Origin of the sequence: Streptomyces sp. NPDC059850, assembly GCF_042731515.1 — a bacterium.
In the GTDB taxonomy this organism is placed as follows: Bacteria; Actinomycetota; Actinomycetes; order Streptomycetales; family Streptomycetaceae; genus Streptomyces.
In genome coordinates, this window is the sequence record NZ_JBHWJI010000072.1 from 24,756 (window position 1) to 44,725 (window position 19,970).

The 19,970-nt window shown below is 72.0% G+C and carries 21 protein-coding genes; 15 read left to right on the forward strand and 6 right to left on the reverse strand.

Features of this window, described 5'->3' with window-relative positions:
- Positions 1-29: 29 nt before the first annotated feature.
- Positions 30-1,433, forward strand: a complete 1,404-nt coding sequence (locus ACFV9T_RS37625; protein WP_385447081.1) for a dipeptidase — start codon at positions 30-32, stop codon at positions 1,431-1,433.
- A 51-nt stretch (positions 1,434-1,484) separates the two neighbouring features.
- Positions 1,485-2,420, forward strand: coding sequence for an NAD(+) diphosphatase (gene nudC, locus ACFV9T_RS37630; protein ID WP_385447083.1), 936 nt, complete (start codon positions 1,485-1,487; stop codon positions 2,418-2,420).
- A 34-nt stretch (positions 2,421-2,454) separates the two neighbouring features.
- On the opposite strand, the gene ACFV9T_RS37635 is transcribed toward nudC, so the two are convergent.
- Positions 2,455-3,264, reverse strand: coding sequence for an alpha/beta fold hydrolase (locus ACFV9T_RS37635; protein ID WP_385447085.1), 810 nt, complete (start codon positions 3,262-3,264; stop codon positions 2,455-2,457).
- A gap of 79 nt (positions 3,265-3,343) precedes the next feature.
- Here ACFV9T_RS37635 and ACFV9T_RS37640 point away from each other — a divergent pair, with 79 nt between their 5' ends.
- Positions 3,344-3,730, forward strand: a complete 387-nt coding sequence (locus ACFV9T_RS37640) for a MerR family transcriptional regulator (RefSeq protein ID WP_385447086.1) — start codon at positions 3,344-3,346, stop codon at positions 3,728-3,730.
- A 45-nt stretch (positions 3,731-3,775) separates the two neighbouring features.
- Here ACFV9T_RS37640 and ACFV9T_RS37645 read toward each other — a convergent pair whose 3' ends face one another.
- Positions 3,776-4,036 carry a glutaredoxin domain-containing protein gene (locus tag ACFV9T_RS37645; RefSeq protein WP_385447088.1) on the reverse strand — a complete coding sequence of 87 codons (261 nt, stop codon included), beginning with the start codon at positions 4,034-4,036 and terminating at the stop codon, positions 3,776-3,778.
- A gap of 145 nt (positions 4,037-4,181) precedes the next feature.
- Between ACFV9T_RS37645 and ACFV9T_RS37650 the strand changes: the two genes are divergently transcribed.
- From ACFV9T_RS37650 to ACFV9T_RS37665, 4 genes are all read left to right on the forward strand, one after another.
- Positions 4,182-6,467, forward strand: a complete 2,286-nt coding sequence (locus ACFV9T_RS37650) for an ATP-dependent DNA helicase UvrD2 (RefSeq protein ID WP_385447089.1) — start codon at positions 4,182-4,184, stop codon at positions 6,465-6,467.
- Positions 6,468-6,610: 143 nt separating this feature from the next.
- The gene (locus ACFV9T_RS37655; protein ID WP_385447090.1) at positions 6,611-6,886 is read left to right on the forward strand and encodes a hypothetical protein; all 276 of its coding nucleotides are present in this window, start codon (positions 6,611-6,613) and stop codon (positions 6,884-6,886) included.
- 115 nt (positions 6,887-7,001) lie between these two features.
- Positions 7,002-7,364, forward strand: a complete 363-nt coding sequence (locus tag ACFV9T_RS37660; RefSeq protein WP_385447092.1) for a WhiB family transcriptional regulator — start codon at positions 7,002-7,004, stop codon at positions 7,362-7,364.
- Positions 7,361-7,612: a hypothetical protein gene (locus ACFV9T_RS37665; RefSeq protein WP_385447094.1), complete on the forward strand. Its 252-nt coding sequence runs from the start codon at positions 7,361-7,363 to the stop codon at positions 7,610-7,612. The genes ACFV9T_RS37660 and ACFV9T_RS37665 overlap by 4 nt, the downstream gene beginning before the upstream one ends.
- Positions 7,613-7,690: 78 nt before the next feature.
- On the opposite strand, the gene ACFV9T_RS37670 is transcribed toward ACFV9T_RS37665, so the two are convergent.
- Both ACFV9T_RS37670 and ACFV9T_RS37675 read right to left on the reverse strand, forming a co-directional pair.
- Complete coding sequence (locus ACFV9T_RS37670; protein ID WP_385447096.1) at positions 7,691-9,157, reverse strand: ABC1 kinase family protein; 1,467 nt, start codon at positions 9,155-9,157, stop codon at positions 7,691-7,693.
- A gap of 74 nt (positions 9,158-9,231) precedes the next feature.
- The gene (locus ACFV9T_RS37675) at positions 9,232-10,392 is read right to left on the reverse strand and encodes a ThiF family adenylyltransferase (RefSeq protein WP_385447098.1); all 1,161 of its coding nucleotides are present in this window, start codon (positions 10,390-10,392) and stop codon (positions 9,232-9,234) included.
- A gap of 260 nt (positions 10,393-10,652) precedes the next feature.
- Between ACFV9T_RS37675 and ACFV9T_RS37680 the strand changes: the two genes are divergently transcribed.
- From ACFV9T_RS37680 to ACFV9T_RS37695, 4 genes are all read left to right on the forward strand, one after another.
- Positions 10,653-11,255: a M48 family metallopeptidase gene (locus ACFV9T_RS37680; RefSeq protein WP_385447100.1), complete on the forward strand. Its 603-nt coding sequence runs from the start codon at positions 10,653-10,655 to the stop codon at positions 11,253-11,255.
- Between the two features lie 102 nt (positions 11,256-11,357).
- A complete protein-coding gene (locus ACFV9T_RS37685) occupies positions 11,358-13,025 on the forward strand; it encodes a TerD family protein (protein WP_385447102.1) in 1,668 nt (555 codons plus the stop codon).
- Between the two features lie 11 nt (positions 13,026-13,036).
- Positions 13,037-13,720 (forward strand): AIM24 family protein, encoded by a 684-nt coding sequence (locus ACFV9T_RS37690; RefSeq protein ID WP_358626116.1) that lies wholly within the window; start codon positions 13,037-13,039, stop codon positions 13,718-13,720.
- A gap of 15 nt (positions 13,721-13,735) precedes the next feature.
- Positions 13,736-14,494 carry an AIM24 family protein gene (locus tag ACFV9T_RS37695; RefSeq protein ID WP_385447104.1) on the forward strand — a complete coding sequence of 253 codons (759 nt, stop codon included), beginning with the start codon at positions 13,736-13,738 and terminating at the stop codon, positions 14,492-14,494.
- A gap of 52 nt (positions 14,495-14,546) precedes the next feature.
- Here ACFV9T_RS37695 and ACFV9T_RS37700 read toward each other — a convergent pair whose 3' ends face one another.
- Both ACFV9T_RS37700 and ACFV9T_RS37705 read right to left on the reverse strand, forming a co-directional pair.
- Positions 14,547-15,074, reverse strand: coding sequence for an NUDIX domain-containing protein (locus ACFV9T_RS37700; protein WP_385447106.1), 528 nt, complete (start codon positions 15,072-15,074; stop codon positions 14,547-14,549).
- The gene (locus ACFV9T_RS37705) at positions 15,071-16,555 is read right to left on the reverse strand and encodes a zinc-dependent metalloprotease (protein ID WP_385447107.1); all 1,485 of its coding nucleotides are present in this window, start codon (positions 16,553-16,555) and stop codon (positions 15,071-15,073) included. Before ACFV9T_RS37705 ends, ACFV9T_RS37700 begins: the two co-directional genes overlap by 4 nt.
- Before the next feature lie 191 nt (positions 16,556-16,746).
- Here ACFV9T_RS37705 and ACFV9T_RS37710 point away from each other — a divergent pair, with 191 nt between their 5' ends.
- From ACFV9T_RS37710 to ACFV9T_RS37725, 4 genes are all read left to right on the forward strand, one after another.
- Complete coding sequence (locus ACFV9T_RS37710; protein ID WP_385447109.1) at positions 16,747-17,853, forward strand: SDR family oxidoreductase; 1,107 nt, start codon at positions 16,747-16,749, stop codon at positions 17,851-17,853.
- A gap of 45 nt (positions 17,854-17,898) precedes the next feature.
- Positions 17,899-18,357 (forward strand): molybdenum cofactor biosynthesis protein MoaE, encoded by a 459-nt coding sequence (locus tag ACFV9T_RS37715; protein WP_385447111.1) that lies wholly within the window; start codon positions 17,899-17,901, stop codon positions 18,355-18,357.
- A gap of 176 nt (positions 18,358-18,533) precedes the next feature.
- Positions 18,534-18,713, forward strand: a complete 180-nt coding sequence (locus tag ACFV9T_RS37720; protein ID WP_385447113.1) for a hypothetical protein — start codon at positions 18,534-18,536, stop codon at positions 18,711-18,713.
- A 65-nt stretch (positions 18,714-18,778) separates the two neighbouring features.
- The gene (locus ACFV9T_RS37725) at positions 18,779-19,870 is read left to right on the forward strand and encodes a PDZ domain-containing protein (protein ID WP_385447115.1); all 1,092 of its coding nucleotides are present in this window, start codon (positions 18,779-18,781) and stop codon (positions 19,868-19,870) included.
- Positions 19,871-19,970: the final 100 nt, after the last annotated feature.

Below are 19,970 nucleotides of genomic sequence, written 5' to 3' on the forward strand. Positions count from 1 at the left end.
ACTTCCGCGCGCCGGATAGGCTCACATCCATGAGCACCACCCCGGACACGGACAACGCCGTCCGCGCCTTCGTCGACGGCCACTACACCGCCTTCCTCGACGACCTCGGCGCCTGGCTGCGCATACCCTCCGTATCCGCCGACCCCGCGCGCGCCGGTGACGTCCGCCGCAGCGCGGAGTGGCTCGCGGCGCACCTCACCGCGACCGGTTTCCCGGAGGTCGAGATCTGGGAGACGCCCGGCGCCCCGGCGGTGTTCGCCGCCTGGCCGTCCGGCGATCCGGACGCCCCCACCGTGCTCGTCTACGGGCACCACGACGTCCAGCCCGCCGCCCGCGAGGACGGCTGGCACACCGACCCCTTCGACCCGGTCGTCAAGGACGGCAGGCTGTACGCGCGCGGCGCCGCCGACGACAAGGGGCAGGTCCTCTTCCACACCCTGGGCGTGCGCGCCCATCTGGCCGCGACCGGCCGCACCGCGCCCGCCGTGAACCTCAAGCTGCTGATCGAGGGCGAGGAGGAGTCGGGTTCCCCGCATTTCCCCGAGCTGATCCAGGCGCACGCCGACCGGCTCGTCTGCGACACCGTGATCGTCTCCGACACCGGCATGTGGTCCGAGGACACCCCGACCGTCTGCACCGGTATGCGCGGCCTCACCGACTGCCAGATCGACCTGTACGGGCCGGACCAGGACATCCACTCCGGCTCCTTCGGCGGCGCGGTGCCCAACCCCGCCACCGAGGCCGCCCGGCTGGCCGCGGCGCTCCACCACGCCGACCGCACGGTGGCCGTCCCGGGCTTCTACGACGGCATCGTGGAGCTGACCGACCGCGAGCGCGAACTCTTCGCCGAGCTGCCCTTCGACGAGGCGGGCTGGCTGCGCACCGCGCATTCGCACGGCCTGCTCGGCGAGACCGGGTACACCACCCTGGAGCGGATCTGGGCCCGCCCGACCGCCGAGGTCAACGGCATCGCCGGGGGCTACCAGGGCCCGGGCGGGAAGACGATCGTGCCGTCCGCCGCCCAGCTCAAGCTGTCCTTCCGGCTGGTGGCCGGTCAGGACACGGAGCAGATCCAGCGGTCCGTACGGGAGTGGGTCGCGGCATCCCTCCCGGCCGGGATCCGGCACGAGATCACCTTCTGGGGCGCGACCCGCCCCTGTCTGACCCCCTTGGACCACCCCGCCCTCCAGTCCCTGGTACGGGCCATGGGGCGGGCGTTCGACCAGAAGATCCGCTTCACCCGCGAGGGCGGATCAGGACCGGCGGCCGACCTGCGGGACGTCCTGGGCGCTCCGGTGCTCTTCCTGGGCATCTCGGTGCCGTCCGACGGCTGGCACGCACCCAACGAGAAGGTCGAGCTGGACCTGCTCGTGAAGGGCGCCGAGACGGCCGCCCACCTCTGGGCCGATCTCGCGGAGAATGGACCCGTATAGCCCTCGTATGTTCGTAAACCACCCGTTTCGCAGGGGAAGTTGGAAGCAGCCGTGACCACCTGGACCGAGCGCGCCGCCACCCGGCCGATCACGCTCAGCGCCCCGAGCGGCATCGACCGCGCGGCGCACCACCGACTGGACGAGGCGTGGCTGGCCGCGGCGTGGAGCCACCCGACGACGCGGGTCTTCGTGGTTTCCGGAGGCCAGGCGCTGGTCGACGACACTCCGGACGGCCGTACCGAGCTGGTCATGACCCCGGCCTTCGAGGCCCCGCCCACCGAGACCCACCGCTACTTCCTGGGCACCGACGAGGACGGGGTGCGCTACTTCGCGCTGCAGAAGGACACCCTGCCGGGCCGCATGGACCAGTCGGCGCGCCCCGCGGGGCTGCGCGAGGCGGGCTCGCTGCTGTCCGAGCGCGACGCGGGGCTGCTGGTGCACGCGGTCGCCCTGGAGAACTGGCAGCGGCTGCACCGCTTCTGCTCCCGCTGCGGCGAGCGCACGGTGATCGCGGCGGCGGGCCACATCCGCCGCTGCCCGGCCTGCGGCGCCGAGCACTACCCGCGCACCGACCCCGCCGTGATCATGCTGGTGACGGACGACCTGGACCGCGCGCTGCTGGGCCGCCAGGTGCACTGGCCGGAGGGCCGCTTCTCGACGCTCGCGGGCTTCGTGGAGCCGGGGGAGTCGATCGAGCAGGCGGTGATCCGCGAGGTGTTCGAGGAGGCGGGCGTACCCGTAGGCGAGGTCGAGTACGTCGCCAGCCAGCCCTGGCCCTTCCCCTCCAGCCTGATGCTGGGCTTCATGGCCCGGGCCACGTCCTCCCTGATCCAGGTGGACGGCGAGGAGATCCACGAGGCCCGCTGGTTCTCCCGGGACGACCTGCGCACCGCGATCGAGTCCGGCGAGGTGCTGCCCCCCTCCGGCATCTCGATCGCGGCCCGCCTGATCGAACTCTGGTACGGCGAACCGCTACCGCGCGGCTGACCCGTCACCCGCGCGAGTGACCGCGGCCGGACGCTCAGGCCGAGGTGGTGGGGAGAGCGGCGAGGAACGCGCGGACGTGCTGGAGCCAGGTCGCCCGATCCGCCTCGTTCAGGATGTGGGCGGCGCCCGGCAGCTCGATCAGCTGGGCGCCCGGAATCCCGGCCGCCAGGCGGTACGAGCTTTCGGGCAGCACCAGCCGGTCACCGGTCGGCACCACCACCAGGGTGGGTACGGACACCTTCCCCAGGTCGGCCCGTACGTCCACGCGGGACACCAGGTCGAAGTGGTCCAGCATGCCCTGCGGCATCGTGGACAAGGTCTGGGCCACTGGCGCGTCGAGGTCGGCCGGTTCGAGGTCCGCCAGGTCCGCCGGGGACATGCAGGACAGGAGGGCGAGTCGTGCGATGTCGTCCCACTGGCCCGCGGCCGCGAGGGACTTGATCAGCTGGGCGGCGAGCGCCAGGACGGGGTCGGTGGTGGGGAAACCGGCGGTGAGGACGAGGGCCCGGACCCGGTCGGGGTGTCGGGTGGCGATCCGGACGGCGACGGCGCTGCCGAGGGACTCCCCGAGGACGGCGAACGAGTCCTGCCCGGCCGCTACGGCGGCCGCGACCAGGAGGTCGGCGAGATCGTCCAGCTCCAGGGGCTCGACGGCCACGGCGGAACCACCCGCTCCGGGATAGTGCGGGCCGACGAGGGTGTAGTCCCGGGCGAGGTCGTCGAGGACGAGGCCGAAGTTTCCCTCGATGCTGCCACCGGCACCGTGGGCGAGCAGCAGCGCGGGCCCGCGCCCCCGCACGAGGACGTCGAGGTGGGCGGCGGGAAGCGCGTGATCAGTGGTCATGCCGCCGACGCTAAACTCCGACACCGGTGTCAGAGTCAAGTCGCGGCGTGCGCACGGGGGCAGGGATGGGGCGAGTGGTATGCGCATGAAGGAGATGGTGCGGCGCACCAGGGTCCATGAGCGGCTGCTGCGCTATTACGAGCAGCAAGGACTGCTGACCCCTGAGCGGCTGCCCAGCGGCTACCGCGTCTACGGCGACGCGGACGTCGAGACGGTGCGCCGCATTCGCCATCTGCTGGCGGCAGGCCTTCCGACCGCTCTCATCGCTCAGGTCCTGCCGTGCGTCAGCACGGACGACGAGCGCCTCGTCCCCACCTGCCCGGACCTGCGCGCCCAGCTGCGCCGCGAGGACGAGCGCATCAGTCGCGCCATAGAGGATCTACAGGCGTCCCGCGCGCTGCTCAACACCATCATCGCCGCCGCACCTCCCCCCGGCCGACAGGAGAGTCCAGGAGACAACGAGTAAGCCCCCTGCCGCGGGGTGCGGCAGGGGGCTTCATGCGGCAGGGGGTCAGGCACTCTGAAGGGCCGCCTTCACCTGGGCGAGGCTCGGGTTGGTCATGACGACGTCCTCGCCGCCGTTGGGGGGAACCACAAGCAGAGTCGGCACCGTCTGGTTGCCACCGTTCGCCTTCTCGACGAAGGCCGCGGACTCCGGGTCGTGCTCGATGTTGATCTCGGTGTACGTGATCCCCTCGCGGTCCATCTGGCCCTTGAGGCGGCGGCAGTAGCCGCACCAGGTGGTGCTGTACATCGTCACAGTGCCGGACATCGGTCTTCGCTCTCCTCGGGGTCGTGGGGTGGGCAAAGAGTGAACGTTCATCTTCCGTCGCTCATTCCCGGCGTTCATATGACCGCATGGTCACGGCTGTGGACAACCTGCGCGGTGGTCCCGGGGGACCTGGCAGCATGGCGGGGTGACACCAGCAACGCACTCCACTCTCTTCCCGCAGGCCTCCACGACGGGCGCCTACGCGGCCACGCCGCGTGACGCCGACGCGGTGCTGGAGGGGCTCGACCCCGAGCAGCGCGAGGTGGCGACGGCCCTGCACGGGGCGGTGTGTGTGCTGGCCGGGGCGGGCACCGGCAAGACCCGGGCGATCACCCACCGCATTGCCTACGGGGTGCGCGCGGGCATCCTCCAGCCCGCCAGTGTGCTGGCCGTCACCTTCACCAACCGCGCCGCTGGCGAGATGCGCGGGCGGCTGCGGCAGCTCGGTGCGGGCGGTGTGCAGGCGCGCACCTTCCACTCGGCCGCGCTGCGCCAGCTTCAGTACTTCTGGCCCAAGGCGGTCGGCGGGGACGTGCCGCGGCTGGCCGAGCGCAAGGTGCAGCTGGTCGCCGAGGCCGCCGCGCGCTGCCGCGTCCGGCTGGACCGGAACGAGCTGCGGGATGTGACCGGCGAGATCGAATGGTCGAAGGTCACCCAGACCGTGCCAGAGGACTATCCGGCGGTGGCCGCCAAGTCCGGCCGGGAGGCTCCTCGGGACGCGGCCGAGATCGGCCGGATCTACGCCGGGTACGAGCAGTTGAAGCGCGACCGAGGCGTGATCGACTTCGAGGATGTGCTGCTGCTCACGGTCGGCGTGCTGGAGGAGCGGCCGGATATCGCGGATCAGGTGCGCAGCCAGTATCAGCACTTCGTGGTCGACGAGTATCAGGACGTCAGCCCGCTGCAGCAGCGGCTGCTGGAGCTGTGGCTCGGCGACCGGCAGAGCCTGTGCGTGGTCGGCGACGCCAGCCAGACCATTTACTCCTTCACCGGCGCCACCCCCGACCATCTGCTGGACTTCCGCACCCGGCACCCCGGCGCCACGGTGGTCAAGCTCATCCGTGACTACCGCTCCACCCCCCAGGTCGTGCACCTGGCCAACGGGCTGCTGTCCCAGGCCCGTGGCCGGGCCGCGGACCACCGGCTGGAGCTGGTGTCGCAGCGCGACGCGGGCCCCGAGCCGGTCTACAGCGCCTACGCCGACGAGCCCGCCGAGGCCGAGGCCACCGCCCGCCGGATCCGCGAGCTGATCACGCCGGTCGCGCAGGGCGGCGCCGGTGTGCCGCCCAGTCAGGTCGCGGTCCTCTACCGGGTCAACGCCCAGTCCGAGCTGTACGAGCAGGCGCTGGCCGACGCCCAGGTGCCCTATCAGCTGCGCGGCGCCGAGCGGTTCTTCGAGCGGCCCGAGGTCCGCGAGGCGGGGATGCTCCTGCGGGGCGCGGCCCGCGCCGGAAGCGCCGACCCGGTGCTCTCCGACGACGACCTCCCGTCCCAGGTGCGGGCCGTCCTCGGCACCCGCGGCTGGACGCCCGAGCCCCCCGCCGGATCCGGAGCGGTCCGCGACCGCTGGGAGTCGCTGGCCGCCCTGGTGCGGCTCGCCGAGGACTTCGCGCGGGGCAGGCCCGGGGCCACCCTCTCCGATCTGGTGGCGGAGCTGGACGACCGGGCGGCCGCCCAGCACGCCCCGACCGTGGAGGGTGTGACGCTCGCCTCACTCCATGCCGCCAAGGGCCTGGAATGGGACGCGGTCTTCCTGGTGGGGCTGACCGAGGGCATGATGCCGATCACCTACGCCAAGACCGATCAGCAGATCGAGGAGGAGCGGCGGCTGCTCTATGTGGGGGTCACCCGGGCCCGCCGCCATCTGAGCCTGTCGTGGGCGCTCTCCCGGGCCCCCGGCGGCCGCGCCTCCCGCAGGCCCACCCGCTTTCTGAACGGGCTGCGGCCCGGCTCCGCGGCGCCCGCAGCCCGGATGCCCGGCGGAGGCGGCGGGATCGAGCGCGGCGCCGCTCCGGGCGCCCCGGTGCGCAAGCGGCGCACCCCGGTGCACTGCCGGGTCTGCGGCAGGACGCTGACGGACGCGGGCGAGATGAAGCTGATGCGCTGCGAGGACTGCCCCTCCGAGCTGGACGAGGCGCTGTACGAGCGGCTGCATGAGTGGCGGGCCGAGCAGGCCGGGCTGCTGGGCCAGCCCGCCTTTTGCGTCTTCACCGACAAGACACTGCTCGCCATTGCCGAGGCCGTGCCGGGAACCGAATCGGAGCTGTCGGGCATCTCTGGTGTCGGAAGACGGAAACTCGGCAGGTTCGGCGCCGACGTTCTCGCCCTCTGCGCGGGCCGGGAACTGCCCGGGGCGCACGACGGTGACGAGGGCGTCGAGGGCGGAGGAACCCAACCGGGTGACCCTGCGGAAAACTCGACGGAAAAATAGTTTGCGCGCGCGGACGGCATACCCATAGCCTTCCGAGCACGGAGACAACGGCCCTTCCGGGAACCGAGGAATCCGTGTTGTACTACGTAAGTCCGGACCGGTTCGCACTGGTCCCCTGAGACGCCGAGAGGAGGCGGAGACCAATGATCAGCTTCATCGAGACCATCAAAATGACCGATCGCTCGGTCCTCGCCACCTGCCCGCTCGGCTCCTCGCTTCCCGGCACCGGTATGTCCGGCGCCAATGAAGCGCGTCTCAGCGAGCGCAGCGAGCGACCGACCGAGGCACCTGCGGTAGCGGCAGCGGCACGGGCATTCGCCTATGCCCTGGCGGCCAATGGTGCCGGAACCCGGACGACGCAGCAGCACCACAAGACGTGGGCCCTCCGCAGGCTCGAACCCTGGAGTTATCCAGCCTGATTCAGGATCAGGTCGGCACCTTCCAGGGCCGCGGAACCCACACCGGGATCCGCGGTCCTTTTGATTTGCCAGAGCCCGGCCACGAGCCGGACCGACAGACGAGGAACACACCACCGTGCAACTCAACGCACACGCCCCGTCCGCAAAGACCGACCTGAACCGACCGCCTGACTCCTCGGAGGACCCCTTGACCCCCCTCACCGCCCTCACCGAGCTCGATGACGCCATCGAGAACCTGGGCGAAGCCGTACCGTGCCGCTCCTACGACCCGGAGGTCTTCTTCGCCGAGTCTCCGGCCGACGTCGAGTACGCCAAGTCGCTGTGTCAGACCTGTCCGCTGCGCGAGGCCTGCCTCGCCGGGGCCAAAGACCGTCGTGAGCCCTGGGGCGTCTGGGGCGGCGAGCTGTTCGTCCAGGGGGTCGTAGTGGCCCGCAAGCGGCCGCGTGGCCGCCCGCGCAAGAACCCGGTCGCGGCATGAGCACCCCCGGCACCATTGATCGCCCAGCGACGCACGACCCCATGAAGCAGGTCCAGACGATGACCACACCGGTCTCCGACACCCCGACACGCCATCACTCCGGCGCGCCCGAGTCGCGCCAGAACAGGACCCGAGAAATGCAACTCATCCCAGAAGCCCTGGCGCGTGCGCATATGCGCATGCAGCGCCGTGCGGAGCGGGCCTCGCTCCGCGCCCGGAGGGCGCTGGCCACCGCAGTCATGTCCTGACGCTGCGAGGCTTCGAAACCCGGGCTTCGAGACGAAGGGCCGGTCCGACGCGGGCCGGCCCTTCGGCCGTCCCGGTTGTCAGGCCGAGGTCTCCGCGCCCTTGCTCGCCCCGGCGGCCGCTTCGGCTTCGTCGGCCGCTTCGCCTGTGTCGCCTTCGGCGCCTTCGTCGGGCTCGGCGGGCTCGTCGCCTTCCTCGGGCTCGGCGGGCTCGGCGGCGAAGCCGGTTACCCAGGCCTCCAGCTCATCGCGCAGCCGCACCGTGGCACCCAGCTGACACAGCACTCCGATCGTGCTCAGGGTCACCCGGTGGATCAGCAGATAGGCGGGCGGCAGATTGAGCTGGTTGCCCAGCTCGTAGACGGCTGAACCGCGGTCGGCCATCCGCGCCGCCTGGCCGCGTATCCACTGCCTCTCGAAGTGGAACGCGTCGACCTGGGCCGGTTCCAGCATCGGCAGCAGGAACTCCAGCAGCGCGTCCGGGTCCAGCTCGATCGTCGGCTTGACGAATCCCTCTCCCCGCATCAGGTCGTAGACCCCCGCGGCGTCGCCCTCCAGCGCCATCCGCAGCGCGATGCCGATGGGCTCGGGAAGCCCTCCGGGGAGCCGGTCCACCGAACCGAAGTCCAGGACGCCCAGCTTCCACTCCTCCGGCGGCCCGTCCGGGGCGTGCTCGGTGAGCAGCCGGAAGTTACCGGGGTGGGGATCGGCGTGCAGCAGGCCGGTGCGGGACGCTCCCGAGAACAGGAAGCGGGCCAGCAGCTGACCGGCCCGGTCGCGCTGCTCGGGCTCGCCCTCGGCGATCACCTCGGAGAGCGGTATGCCCTCCATCCACTCGGTGATCAGCACCTGATCGCTCTGGTGCACCACCTCGGGCACCACGATCTCCGTGTCCTCGGCGTACTCCACCGCGTGGGCGCGCTGGGACTCCGCCTCCAGCTCGTAGTCCAGCTCCTCGGCCACCCGGTCGCGCAACTCCGCGATCAGCGGCTTGATGTCCATGCCGGGCACCAGCGGCCCCAGCACCCGGGCGAACCGGCTCAGCTGGCTGAGGTCGGACAGCAGCGCCTCACCCGCCCCCGGATACTGCACCTTGACCGCGACCTGGCGCCCGTCGTGCCAGACCGCGCGGTGCACCTGCCCGATCGAGGCGGCCGCCGCCGGTTTGTCCTCGAACTCCAGGAACAGCTCCCGCCACTCCGGGCCGAGCCGCTCCTCCAGCGCCGCGTGGACCGTGCCGCTGGGCATGGGCGGCGCGGCCTCCTGGAGCTTGGTGAGAGCCGCCCGGTAGGGCTTGGCGATCTCCTCGGGCAGCGCCGATTCGAAGACCGACATCGCCTGCCCGAGCTTCATCGCCCCGCCCTTGAGCTCGCCGAGGACCTTGAACATCTGCTCGGCGGTGCGCGTCTGCATCTCACGCGCGACGATCTCCGCCGGTCGTCCTCCTATCCGCTTCCCCAGCCCCCAGGTGGCGCGCCCCGCGAATCCCAGGGGCAGCGCCGCCAGTTTGGCGGTGCGGGTGATCGCCTTGCGCGGCAGATCGGACATGCGCCCTCCAACTACAGCTGAGCCATCCCGGGAGCAGCCTCCCGGACCCCCGTCGCCCACTCCGCGGACGTCGGTCACCCGCACATTGTGGCGTGCGGTCTCTCCGCGGCCGAGGCGTATACCGCATCATCCCGCCCGGCCGCTCCGCACTCGCATCCGGGATGCGCATCGATCCGTTCGGCCTGCCAGGAGAGGGCAGGCAGCGCCAGCTCCCAGCGGGCCGCCGCGCCTCCGGGCAGCCCGCCGTCGAGGAGCAGCCCGCCGTCGAGGAAGGCCAGCGCCCGGGAGGCGGTGAGCCCGGCCACCACTGTGGCCAGCGCCGTGTCACAGGCGGGTGCCGCACCACGGCGGCCGGACCGCCACTGGGCCAGCATGCGCGGCCACACCGGCTCCCGATCGGCGCGCGCCCGGGCGGCGCAGCCCGCACAGGAGGTGAGGCCCGGCAGGACCAGGGGTCCCACCACCCCGGTGTTCTCGATCACCCCGGCGTACACATGGGGTGTGCCGGAGGCGAGCAGAGGCTCGGCCGCCGCCGGATCCGGTGCGTACGCCGCGAGACCGTCGCGCGGGGCGATCACCACCAGGGCCAGCCCCGGCTCCCCGCCGGGCGGGGGGTCCCCGGCCCGCGGGCGAGGCCGCGGGCCCGGCGCCGCCCGGCGCACCAGCCTGCGGGCGGCCACCTCCCGCCGCTCTCCGATCTGCTCGGCCGACAGCCCGCCGGGCGCCACGTCCCACGGCTCGACACAGCCGCCGTCCACCACATCGACCTGCCCGACCCCGGAGGAGGAGAGCGCCGCGGCGACCGCCGCCCCGACTCGGCCCGCGCCGCGCACCTGCACCCGCGTCGCCCGCCGGGCGGCGAGCAGCCGCGCCGCCGCCCCCGGCTCCGGACGCAGCACCGACAGCGCCGCCGCGTCCGGCCGCAGCCGGTCGAGGACCGCGCCGGGGACGCTCGCCGTGGCCCCCGCCGCGCCGCCGGGTCTCGTATCGTCCAGCAGCCCGGCCGCCGTCAGCCGGTCCAGCAGTGCGTCGGCCCGCCCCTCCGGCAGCCCCAGGGCCTGGGCCTCCTCCCGCAGCAGGGGCAGCCCACGGGTGCCGTCGAGCAGCTCCAGAAAGCTGCCCGTCGCCGTATCCAGCGGGCCCACCACCACCGCGTGCGCCCGGGCCACCCCGAACTGCACCGTGTCCCGGCTCCGCCAGCCGCGCCGCAGCGCGGGCTTCAGCATGGGATGCATCGCCGTCCCCCTTCGTCGATGTGCCGAGCGATGTGCCGCCCGGCGAGCCGCATCACGTGCCGGGCGATGTGCCGCACCCGCCGATGCCGCATCGCCGCGTCGAACGGTTCTCAGCATGCGCCCGGCCGCCCACCCGCCGCCGAAAGTTATCCACAGGCTGTGTTGATAGTCGTACAAGCCGTGAACGCCGAGGGGTGGTTCGCCCCGCAACCGCGTGCGAGGGCAGGACTTCCCCGGCTGCCAGCGGGTAACGTCGGGGCGTGCCCGCCGATCCTTCACCGCGCACCGCCCCGAGTCCGCCGAGCCCGCCGAGCCCGAAAAACCGAGGCTCGGGCACCAGCGCGGTCGAGGTCCGCCGCAGTTCGCGCCGGCGCAGGACCGTCTCCGCGTACCGTGAGGGCGACCGCACCATCGTCCTTATCCCCGCCCGGATGTCCGAGGCGGAGGAGCAGCGCTGGGTCGGCGTGATGCTGGACAAGCTCGCGGCGCAGGAGAGCAAGCGCATGCTGGGCGACACGGAGCTGGCGGCGCGCGCCGAGTGGCTGTCCGAGCAGTATCTGGGCGGCCGGGCCCGGCCCGCCTCGGTCCGCTGGGTCACCAACCAGAACACCCGCTGGGGGTCGTGCACCCCGGCCGAGGGCAGCATCCGGCTCTCGCACCGGCTCAAGGGCATGCCGGAGTACGTGGTGGACTACGTCCTCGTCCATGAGCTGGCCCATCTGCTGGTGCCCGGTCACGGCCCCCGCTTCTGGGAGCTGCTGGAGGCGTACCCGCGCACCGAGCGCGCCCGGGGTTATCTGGAGGGCGTGGTGGCCGCCGGGCGACTGCCGCATCTGCCGGGCGCCGGTACGGAACCGGGCTGAGGAACCACACCGCCCTCCCCGGCGTCGTTTTTTGTCAGCGGCAGCGACTAGCCTGGCGCGCAAAAGCATTCATCGGTTCGGGATGGGGGACGGTCGTTACGTATGGCCAGGGAATTCCAGCGCGGCCACAAGGCCAAGATCAGCGACCTGACGGCCGGGAGGGATCTGTACGTCGGCGTGCAGATCGCGGGACCGGGGCTGAGCTTCGACATCAGCTGCTTCGGCCTCGACGCGGATGAACGGCTCTCGGACGACCGCTACTTCATCTTCTTCAATCAGCCCAAATCGCCTGAAGAAGCGATACAGCAGCTCGGAGCGCAGGCGGGTGACACCGAGTCGTTCCGGGTCACGCTCGACAGCATTCCGCCGTCCGTCCAGAAGCTCTCTTTCACCGCGACCATCGACGGCGCGGGCCAGATGTCGCAGGTCGGCCCCGGTTACATCCGGATCGTCGCGGGCGGCGAGGAGGTGGCCCGGTACGCCTTCACCGGCGCGGAGTTCAGCACCGAGCGCGCGGTGATGCTGGGCGACTTCTACCTGAAGGACGTCTGGCGCTTCGCCGCCGTCGGTCAGGGCTTCGACGGCGGACTCGACGCGCTGCTCAAGAACTTCGGCGGCGAGGTCGCCGAGGAGGAGCCCGCGCCGGAGCCCGTGCAGGGCGCCGCCCCCGGATTCGCGCCGCCCGGCCAGGCGGCTCCCGCCCCGGGCTTCGCGGCCCCGGCGGCGCCAGCGCCCGCACCGGCCCCCGCCGCCCCGCCCGCACCGCAACCGCAGCAGCCCGCTCCCGCCCCCTCCTTCGGCGCACCCCAGGGCACCCCGCCCCAGGGCACGCCGCAGCCCCCGGCCCCGCAGCCCGCGCCGGGGTCGCCGCAGGTGCACGCGGCGCCGACGCTCGCCGCGCCGGTCGTGCCGCCGGGTCAGGCACCGCCTCCCGGCCCGCCCGGCCAGGTGCCCCCGCCTCCCGGTCCGCCCGGGCAGTACCCCGGCCAGCAGCCGCAATTCGGCCAGCAGCCTCCCGGGCAGCCGTACCCCGGCCAGCCCGCCCCGTACGGTCAGCCCCCGGGCGGGACCGTGCCCCAGGGCATGGCCACGCCGCAGGGCGGCGGCGCCCCCGGCGTGCAGGCCGCGCTCGCCCAGTACCGCGAGTCGGCCACCGGCCAGCGCTGGACGCCGCAGAACCCGCGCATGATGCGGGTAGACCTCGGCGTCGACGGCCAGCCGGTGCTCGCCCGCCAGGGCAGCATGGTGCTCTACCAGGGGAAGGTCGACTTCAGCTACAAGGGCGCGGGCGCCCGCAGCCGGATCGTCGGCAACGCGACCGGCCAGGAGATGCAGCTGATGCGCTGCAGTGGCCAGGGCCAGGTCTTCCTCGCGGAGAACGCCGCCGAGCTGCACCCGATCGAGCTGCAGGGCGACGCGATCTGCGTCTCCGCCGAGAACGTACTCGCCTTCGACGAGTCGCTGCAGCACGAGGTGCGCCGCATCGAGGGCCACGGCATCCCCGGCGGCGCGCTGTTCACCATGCAGTTCCAGGGCACCGGCACCGTCATCGTGAAGACCCAGGGCACCCCCGTGGTGCTCCCCGTCACCCCGACGACCTTCGCCGACAGCAACGCCATCGTGGCCTGGTCCGCCGGTGCGCAGGTGATCATTTCCAGCCAGGTGCGGTTGCGCCGCAGCGCCTACCCCGGCCACAGCGGGGAGACCGTGAACCTCCAGTTCCGCGGTGCGCCCGGCAACTTCATCGTCGTCCAGCCCTACGAGGTCTGAAGGAGCCCGTCATGGACCAGCAAATGATCTCGGGCTTCGCCGCCACCCCGGTCGCGGCCCGTATGGAGAACCACGGCAGCAGCATGCTCAAGGTCGCCATGCAGAGCGGCCAGGACCTCTTCGCCCGCACCGGTTCGATGGTGGCGTACGAGGGCTTCGTGCAGTACGAGCCGAACCCTCCGGCGGTGCGCCAGATGGCGTCCCAGTGGCTGACCGGCGAGGGCGCGCCGCTCATGCGGTGCAGCGGTGACGGGCTGCTCTATCTCGCCGACTACGGGGCTAACGTCGTCTGCATCAATCTCAACGGCGACGCGCTCTCCGTCAACGGCACCAATCTGCTCGCCTTCGACGCCCACCTCCAGTGGGGTGTCGAACGCGTCAAGGGCATCGCCAAGTTCGCCGGGCAGGGCCTGTTCAACGTGGGCGTCTCCGGCACCGGATGGGTCGCGCTGACCTCCCGTGGCACCCCGATCGTCGTCGACTGCGGCCGCGGCGAGGACGAGACCTATGTGGATCCGGACGCGCTCGTCGCCTGGTCCAGCGGTCTCAAGGTGAAGGGCAAGCGCAGCTTCAAGGCGTCGTCCCTGATCGGCCGGGGCAGCGGCGAGGCGTACCAGCTCGGCTTCTCCGGGCAGGGCTTCGTCGTCGTACAGCCCAGCGAGGACAGCACCGACCGGCTCCGGGCCCGGGGCTGAGGGGGAGAAGGACACATGCAGAGCCCGCTTTTCGCTTTCACCGAGGCCCAGACCGAGGAACGTTACGCGCTGCAGAACCGCAAGATGCTGCGGGTCGCGCTCACCGGCCATGAGGACGTGCTCGCCCGCAAGGGCAGCATGGTCGCCTATCAGGGGCTGATCGAGTTCGACGGCGAGTACCAGACCCCGGGGCAGCGGCGGGCCCGCGCCCGCACCGGCGAGGGCCTGGATCTGATGCGCTGCTCGGGTCAGGGCACGGTCTACCTCGCCAACCTCGCCCAGCACGTCCATGTGGTGGACGTGGACCACGACGGCCTCACGGTCGACAGCGCGTACGTCCTGGCGCTCGACTCGACGCTGCACTACGAGTCGATCGCGGTGGACAGCCAGTTCGGCATCACCGGCTCCGGCAAGTACAACCTCAACATCTCCGGCCGGGGCAAGGTCGCGCTCATGACCTCGGGCAAGCCGCTGATGCTCCAGGTGACCCCGGACAAGTACGTCAACGCCGACGCGGACGCGATCGTCGCGTGGTCCAGCTCGCTGCGCGTCCAGATGCAGGCGCAGACGCATTCCTCCGGGGTGTGGCGCCGTCGTGGCAGCACCGGGGAGGGCTGGGAGCTGAGCTTCCTCGGCCAGGGCTACGCCCTCGTCCAGCCCAGCGAGCTGCTGCCGCCGCAGAACGCGACGATCGGCGGCGGCGCGGCCGCCCAGTTCGGCATGGGCCAGCAGGGGGCCCGCGGGCAGAACCAGGGCAACATCTTCAGCAACTGACGGCCGTCAGGCGGTCACCGACGACGCCACCCGGTCCGTGCCCGCGCGCTCCTCAGACCAGCGCGCGGGTACGGGCCACCAGGTGGCGCACCGACGCGTCGGCCACGTCCGCCACCTCGTCGTAGCCGAACCAGCGGAGGTCCAGCGACTCGTCGCTGATCGCCGCCACCGCGTCCGGCGGGGCCACCGCCGCGTACTGCACGTCCAGATGCCAGGCGCACGGGGTGTGATGCCGGTCGAGCCGCACCGGCCCGCCCGGCAGCAGGGTCAGCCCCGCGATGCCCGACTCCTCGGTGGCCTCCCGCAGCGCCGCGTCCGCCAGGGTGGCGTCCCCCGGCTCGCAGTGGCCGCCCATCTGGAGCCACATCCGCAGCTTGCGGTGGAGCGTGAGCAGGACGCGCTCCCGGGGCGGGTCGATCACCAGCGCGCTCGCCGTGAGATGCCCGTCGCCGCACGCCTTCCACATGCCGTCGGGGTACGCGGCCAGATGGTCGCCGTACGCCCGCCGCAGCCGCTCCTGGTCGGCGTCGGGCGCGGGCCACTGCTCAAGGGCCCGCGCCGCTTCCTTATGGAGGCTCACTTCTCGCCGTCGCCCCGCTCGTCCTTATCGCCACCGTCGTCAGAACGGTTCTCGGAGCGGTCCTCAGAACGGTCTTCGGAGCGGTCGTCCGAGCCCTTCGTACGGTCCTCACCGCCCGCCGCCTCGCCGAGCATCTTGTCCAGCTCGGAGAAGTCCAGCTGTTCGCGGTGGACGAAGCCGTCCGGGTCGTCGAGGTCTTCGGCCGTCGGCAGCATGTCCGGGTGCTCCCACAGCCCGTCGCGCCCGTCCACGCCGCGCGCGTCGGTGAGCGACGCCCACAGCCGCGAGGCGTCCCGCAGCCGGCGCGGACGCAGCTCCAGGCCGATCAGGGTGGCGAAGGTCTGCTCGGCGGGTCCGCCGCTCGCCCGGCGGCGCCGCAGCGTCTCGCGCAGGGCGTCCGCGGACGGCAGATGAGGCTTGGCGGCGGCGTGCACCACGGCGTCCACCCAGCCCTCGACCAGCGCGAGGGCCGTTTCGAGACGGGCCAGCGCGGCCTTCTGCTCCGGGGTGTCCTCCGGCTGGAACATGCCCTGCTGCAGCGCTTCCTGCAGCTGCTCGGGGTGGGTCGGGTCGAGCTGGCCGACCGCGTCCTCCAGCTTCGCCGTGTCCACCTTGATGCCCCGGGCGTATCCCTCGACGGCACCGAACAGATGCGAGCGCAGCCACGGCACATGCGAGAACAGCCGCTGGTGGGCGGCCTCCCGCAGCGCCAGATACAGCCGCACCTCGTCCTTGGGGACGCCGAGGCCGGAGCCGAGCGCGGCGATGTTGACCGGCAGCAGCGCGGCCTTGCCCGCCGGGGCGAGGGGGAGCCCGATGTCGGTCGAGCCGACCACCTCACCGGCCAGCACGCCCAGCGCCTGCCCGATCTGGGTGCCGAACATGGCGCCACCCATCGAACGCATCATCCCGAGCAGCGGGCCCGCCATGGCCTGCATCTCCTCGGGCAGGACGTCGCCCATGGCGGCGCCGACCCGCTCGGCGACCGGGTCGACCAGGTCCTTCCACACCGGCAGCGTCGCCTCGACCCACTCGGCGCGGCTCCACGCCACGGCGGTGCCCGAGCCCGAGGGCAGCGAGGTGACCCCGTCCAGCCACAGGTCCGCCAGGCGCACGGCCTCCTGGACCGCGGCGCGGTCGGCGGGGCCGACGCTCTCGTCCTTGGTGCCGTCTGCGGTGCCGCGCGCGACGGTCTGCCGCGCGATGTCCTTGGCCATCTCCCAGTTCACCGGGCCGCCCTCGTACGAGAGCATCTGCCCGAGCTGCTGGAAGGCGGCGCCCAGGTCGTTCGGGTTCAGCGAGCCGAACATCGCGGCGAACGGATTGTCCGCGCCGCCCGCGCCCGCCGGGCCGCCCGCCCCGCCGAACCCGAAGGGATTCGCGGGGCCCTGCTCGTCGCCCTGGCCGCCCTTCTTCTTACCGTCGTCGCCGTCCTCCGGCTCCTCCGGCGGAAGGCCGAATCCGAATGGGGTGTCACTCACGGGGTTCCTCGGCTCGTTGGGCCACCGGCCACTAACCGGCGGCGGATGCCCGACATCACCACCCAGCCTAGACACCTCGCCGGTTTACGGGCTCAGTGCTTCGCTGATCGCCGCGCTGCGGCAGGATGGGCGTTACCTGGTACGTACGTGTGCACGCGCTGCGTACTGAAGACAACCGCTGGAGACGCCCGGTGAGTTCCCCAGACCGAGAAGTTCGCGCTGCGCGAAACGATACGGCCCGTACCGCACGACGACCCGTCGTGGCGGTCACCGGTGCCGCCTCGGGCCCCGGCGCCCTGCTCACGCAGCGGCTCGCGGAGTCCGAAGAGATCAAACAGGTGCTGGCCCTCGACGAGCGGCGCGGCGAGGTGACCGAGGCGCAGTGGCATGTGCTGGACGTGCGCGATCCGGCCATCGCCGAGAAGCTGCGCGGCGCCGACGTCGTCGTGCATCTCGCCGTCGACCTGGACCTGGAGACCGACCCTGCCGCGCGCACCGCCTACAACGTGCGCGGCACCCAGACCGTGCTGACCGCGGCCGCGGCCGCCGGAGTGCACCGGGTGGTGCTGTGCACCTCCGCGATGGTCTACGGCGCGCTCCCCGAGAACGACGTCCCGCTCGCCGAGGACGCGGAGCTGCGGGCCACCGCCGAGGCCACCGGCGTCGGCGACCTGCTGGAGATCGAGCGGCTGGGGGAGCGCGCGCCCCGGGCGCACCCGGGGCTGAATGTGACCGTCGTACGCCCGGCCATCCTGGTCGGCGGCACGGACACCGCGCTCACCCGCTACTTCGAGTCGCCCCGGCTGCTGGTGGTCGCCGGATCCCGTCCCACCTGGCAGTTCTGCCATATGGAAGACCTGGTCAGCGCGCTGGAGTACGCCGCGCTGGAGAAGGTCGAGGGGGAGCTGGCGGTCGGCTGCGACGGCTGGCTGGAGCAGGACGAGGTGGAGGAGCTGTCCGGAATCCGGCGCATGGAGCTGCCGTCGGCGGTCGCCCTCGGCGCCGCCTCCCGGCTGCACCGGCTGGGCCTGACGCCGTCCCCGGCCGGGGACCTCGCGTACACGATGCACCCCTGGGCGGTCAGCGGCAGCCGACTGCACGCGGCGGGCTGGCGGCCCCAGTGGACCAACGAAGAGGTGCTGGCCGAGCTGCTGGACGAGGTCTCCGGGCGGCATACGGTCGCCGGGCGGCGGCTGGGCCGCAAGGACGCCACCACGCTGGGCGCCGCGGGCGCGACCGTCGCCCTGGTGGGCACCGCCGCGATCGTGCGCCGCGCCCGCAAGGCGCGCCGCCGCTAGCGGTCGCGGCTAGGGATGCCCAGGGGATACGGCACGATGGACGACATGGCACATACGTACGATCACCCCGGTGAGGGCGCGGCAGCCGACCCCATCCGGCTGCTCGCGGTCCGCGAGACCCCGCTGTCGGTGGACGAGGTGTTCGGGGCGGTCGGCGACGCCGCGGCGGGCGGTACGGCGCTCTTCGTGGGCACCGTCCGTAATCACGACGGGGGCGCGGATGTGGGCGCCCTCGGCTACTCCGCCCACCCGAGCGCCGAGGCCGAGCTGCGGCGGGTGGCCGAGAAGGTCGCGGCCGACTTCCCGGTGCGGGCGCTGGCCGCCGTCCACCGGGTCGGCGATCTGGTGGTGGGCGATCTGGCCGTCGTGGTGGCGGTCTCGTGCCCGCACCGCGCGGAGGCCTTCGCCGCCTGCCGCCGCCTGATCGACGACCTGAAGAGCGAGGTCCCGATCTGGAAGCACCAGACATTCGCGGACGGCACCGAGGAATGGGTGGGGATCTAGAGGGCACGCGATACGGACAGCGTCCGGTGGGGCGGGATAACGGTTACGTCATGGAGTCCACTCGGAATGGTGTACTCCACTTGCGTAACTCCCACCCTGCCGCGAGCGTTGACCTCGCAGAGGGTTAATCTGCTCATCTGTCAGTCGCGGTGCTTAAAAGGGGTCGGGAGGCCGCTATGGGAGCGCTTCTCTGGTTGCTCATTCCCGTTCTCGCGGTGATAGCCGCGACGCTCTATGCCGGTTGGGCCGCGCGCAACAACCGCAAGAACGTCGGGGACGTCGAGGAACTGGCCGGATATGCACGGTTCCGTGAGGCCATGGAACGCGGGCCCTCCAAAACGGACGCGGCCGCCTGACGTCCGGCCCCTCGTACGGACGGCCCCGGGAGTGGACTGACGGACCCGTCCCGTACTGTCGTTCCATGCCACGCCGCACCGCGACGATGCTCGCCTCCCTCCTGATGCTGATCGCGCTGCTGTGCGCCGGTGTGCTGATTCCGGTGCCGTACGCGGAGATGTCGCCGGGGCCGACCTACAACACGCTGGGCGAACACAACGGCGAGTGCGTGCTGCAGATCTCGGACCACAAAGGCTGTGAGACCGCCGGGGGCCACCTCAATATGACGACGGTCCGGGTCACCGGATCCGAGTACCGGATGAACCTCGTGGAGGCCGTTTACGGCTGGCTCTCCCACGACAATGTGGTGGTGCCGCACGACACCCTCTACCCGGACGACAAGACTCCGGACGAGGTGAATCAGCAGAACGCCGAGGAATTCAGCCAATCTCAGGAGAGCGCCAAGGTCGCGGCGCTCCGGGCGCTGAACCGGAAGGTCACCTCCCAGGTGATCGTGGGCGCCGTCGTGAAGGGCAGCCCGTCCCAGGGCAAGCTGCACGCGGGCGATGTGATCAAGTCGGTGGACGGCACCGAGGTGCGCGAGCCCGGCGATGTCGCCAAGCTGGTCACCAAGCACAAGCCCGGCGAGCGGGTGTCCTTCTCGATCGTCCCCGCCAAGCAGGCCGCGGCGGCGGAGAAGAGCGGCAAGAAGCCGACCGGGCAGAAGCTGATCTCGATCACCACCAAGAAGGCCACGGGCGGCCGGGCCATCGTCGGCATCCAGGCCGGGATCGACTACACCTTCCCGTTCAAGATCGACATCAAGCTGGCCGATGTGGGCGGGCCGAGCGCCGGGCTGATGTTCGCCCTCGGCATCGTGGACCGGGTGTCCAAGGAGGGCGACCTGACCGGCGGGAAGTTCATCGCGGGCACCGGCACCATCGACGACAAGGGCGTCGTGGGTCCGATCGGCGGGATCGAGATGAAGACGATCGGCGCCCGCGAGGCCGGGGCCCGTTTCTTCCTCACGCCCAAGGAGAACTGCGCGACGGCGGCCCGGGACGTGCCGGACGGCCTGCGGCTGGTGAAGGTGCACACCATCGACGACGCGCTGAAGGCCCTCAAGAAGATCCGTTCGGGAGACACCGCGGACCTGCCGCGGTGCGCCGCGAGCTGAGCTGTTCCCCCTTACGACCTTACGAAGACGACGCGCGAGGCGGCCGCCCGACACCAGGTCGGGCGGGCGCCTAGCGTCCGGGGCGTCCCCCGCGGCACTC

What these genes read in the sequence shown, in the direction of transcription:
- ACFV9T_RS37675 (WP_385447098.1), bottom strand. Translation starts at nt 10,392, where the DNA reads ATGCATCCCATGCTGAAGCCCGCGCTGCGGCGCGGCTGGCGGAGCCGG.
- ACFV9T_RS37715 (WP_385447111.1), top strand. Translation starts at nt 17,899, where the DNA reads ATGGCACATACGTACGATCACCCCGGTGAGGGCGCGGCAGCCGACCCC.
- ACFV9T_RS37690 (WP_358626116.1), top strand. Translation starts at nt 13,037, where the DNA reads ATGGACCAGCAAATGATCTCGGGCTTCGCCGCCACCCCGGTCGCGGCC.
- ACFV9T_RS37670 (WP_385447096.1), bottom strand. Translation starts at nt 9,157, where the DNA reads ATGTCCGATCTGCCGCGCAAGGCGATCACCCGCACCGCCAAACTGGCG.
- ACFV9T_RS37665 (WP_385447094.1), top strand. Translation starts at nt 7,361, where the DNA reads ATGAGCACCCCCGGCACCATTGATCGCCCAGCGACGCACGACCCCATG.
- ACFV9T_RS37625 (WP_385447081.1), top strand. Translation starts at nt 30, where the DNA reads ATGAGCACCACCCCGGACACGGACAACGCCGTCCGCGCCTTCGTCGAC.
- ACFV9T_RS37685 (WP_385447102.1), top strand. Translation starts at nt 11,358, where the DNA reads ATGGCCAGGGAATTCCAGCGCGGCCACAAGGCCAAGATCAGCGACCTG.
- ACFV9T_RS37720 (WP_385447113.1), top strand. Translation starts at nt 18,534, where the DNA reads ATGGGAGCGCTTCTCTGGTTGCTCATTCCCGTTCTCGCGGTGATAGCC.
- ACFV9T_RS37655 (WP_385447090.1), top strand. Translation starts at nt 6,611, where the DNA reads ATGATCAGCTTCATCGAGACCATCAAAATGACCGATCGCTCGGTCCTC.
- ACFV9T_RS37695 (WP_385447104.1), top strand. Translation starts at nt 13,736, where the DNA reads ATGCAGAGCCCGCTTTTCGCTTTCACCGAGGCCCAGACCGAGGAACGT.
- ACFV9T_RS37635 (WP_385447085.1), bottom strand. Translation starts at nt 3,264, where the DNA reads ATGACCACTGATCACGCGCTTCCCGCCGCCCACCTCGACGTCCTCGTG.
- ACFV9T_RS37640 (WP_385447086.1), top strand. Translation starts at nt 3,344, where the DNA reads ATGCGCATGAAGGAGATGGTGCGGCGCACCAGGGTCCATGAGCGGCTG.
- ACFV9T_RS37645 (WP_385447088.1), bottom strand. Translation starts at nt 4,036, where the DNA reads ATGTCCGGCACTGTGACGATGTACAGCACCACCTGGTGCGGCTACTGC.
- ACFV9T_RS37725 (WP_385447115.1), top strand. Translation starts at nt 18,779, where the DNA reads ATGCCACGCCGCACCGCGACGATGCTCGCCTCCCTCCTGATGCTGATC.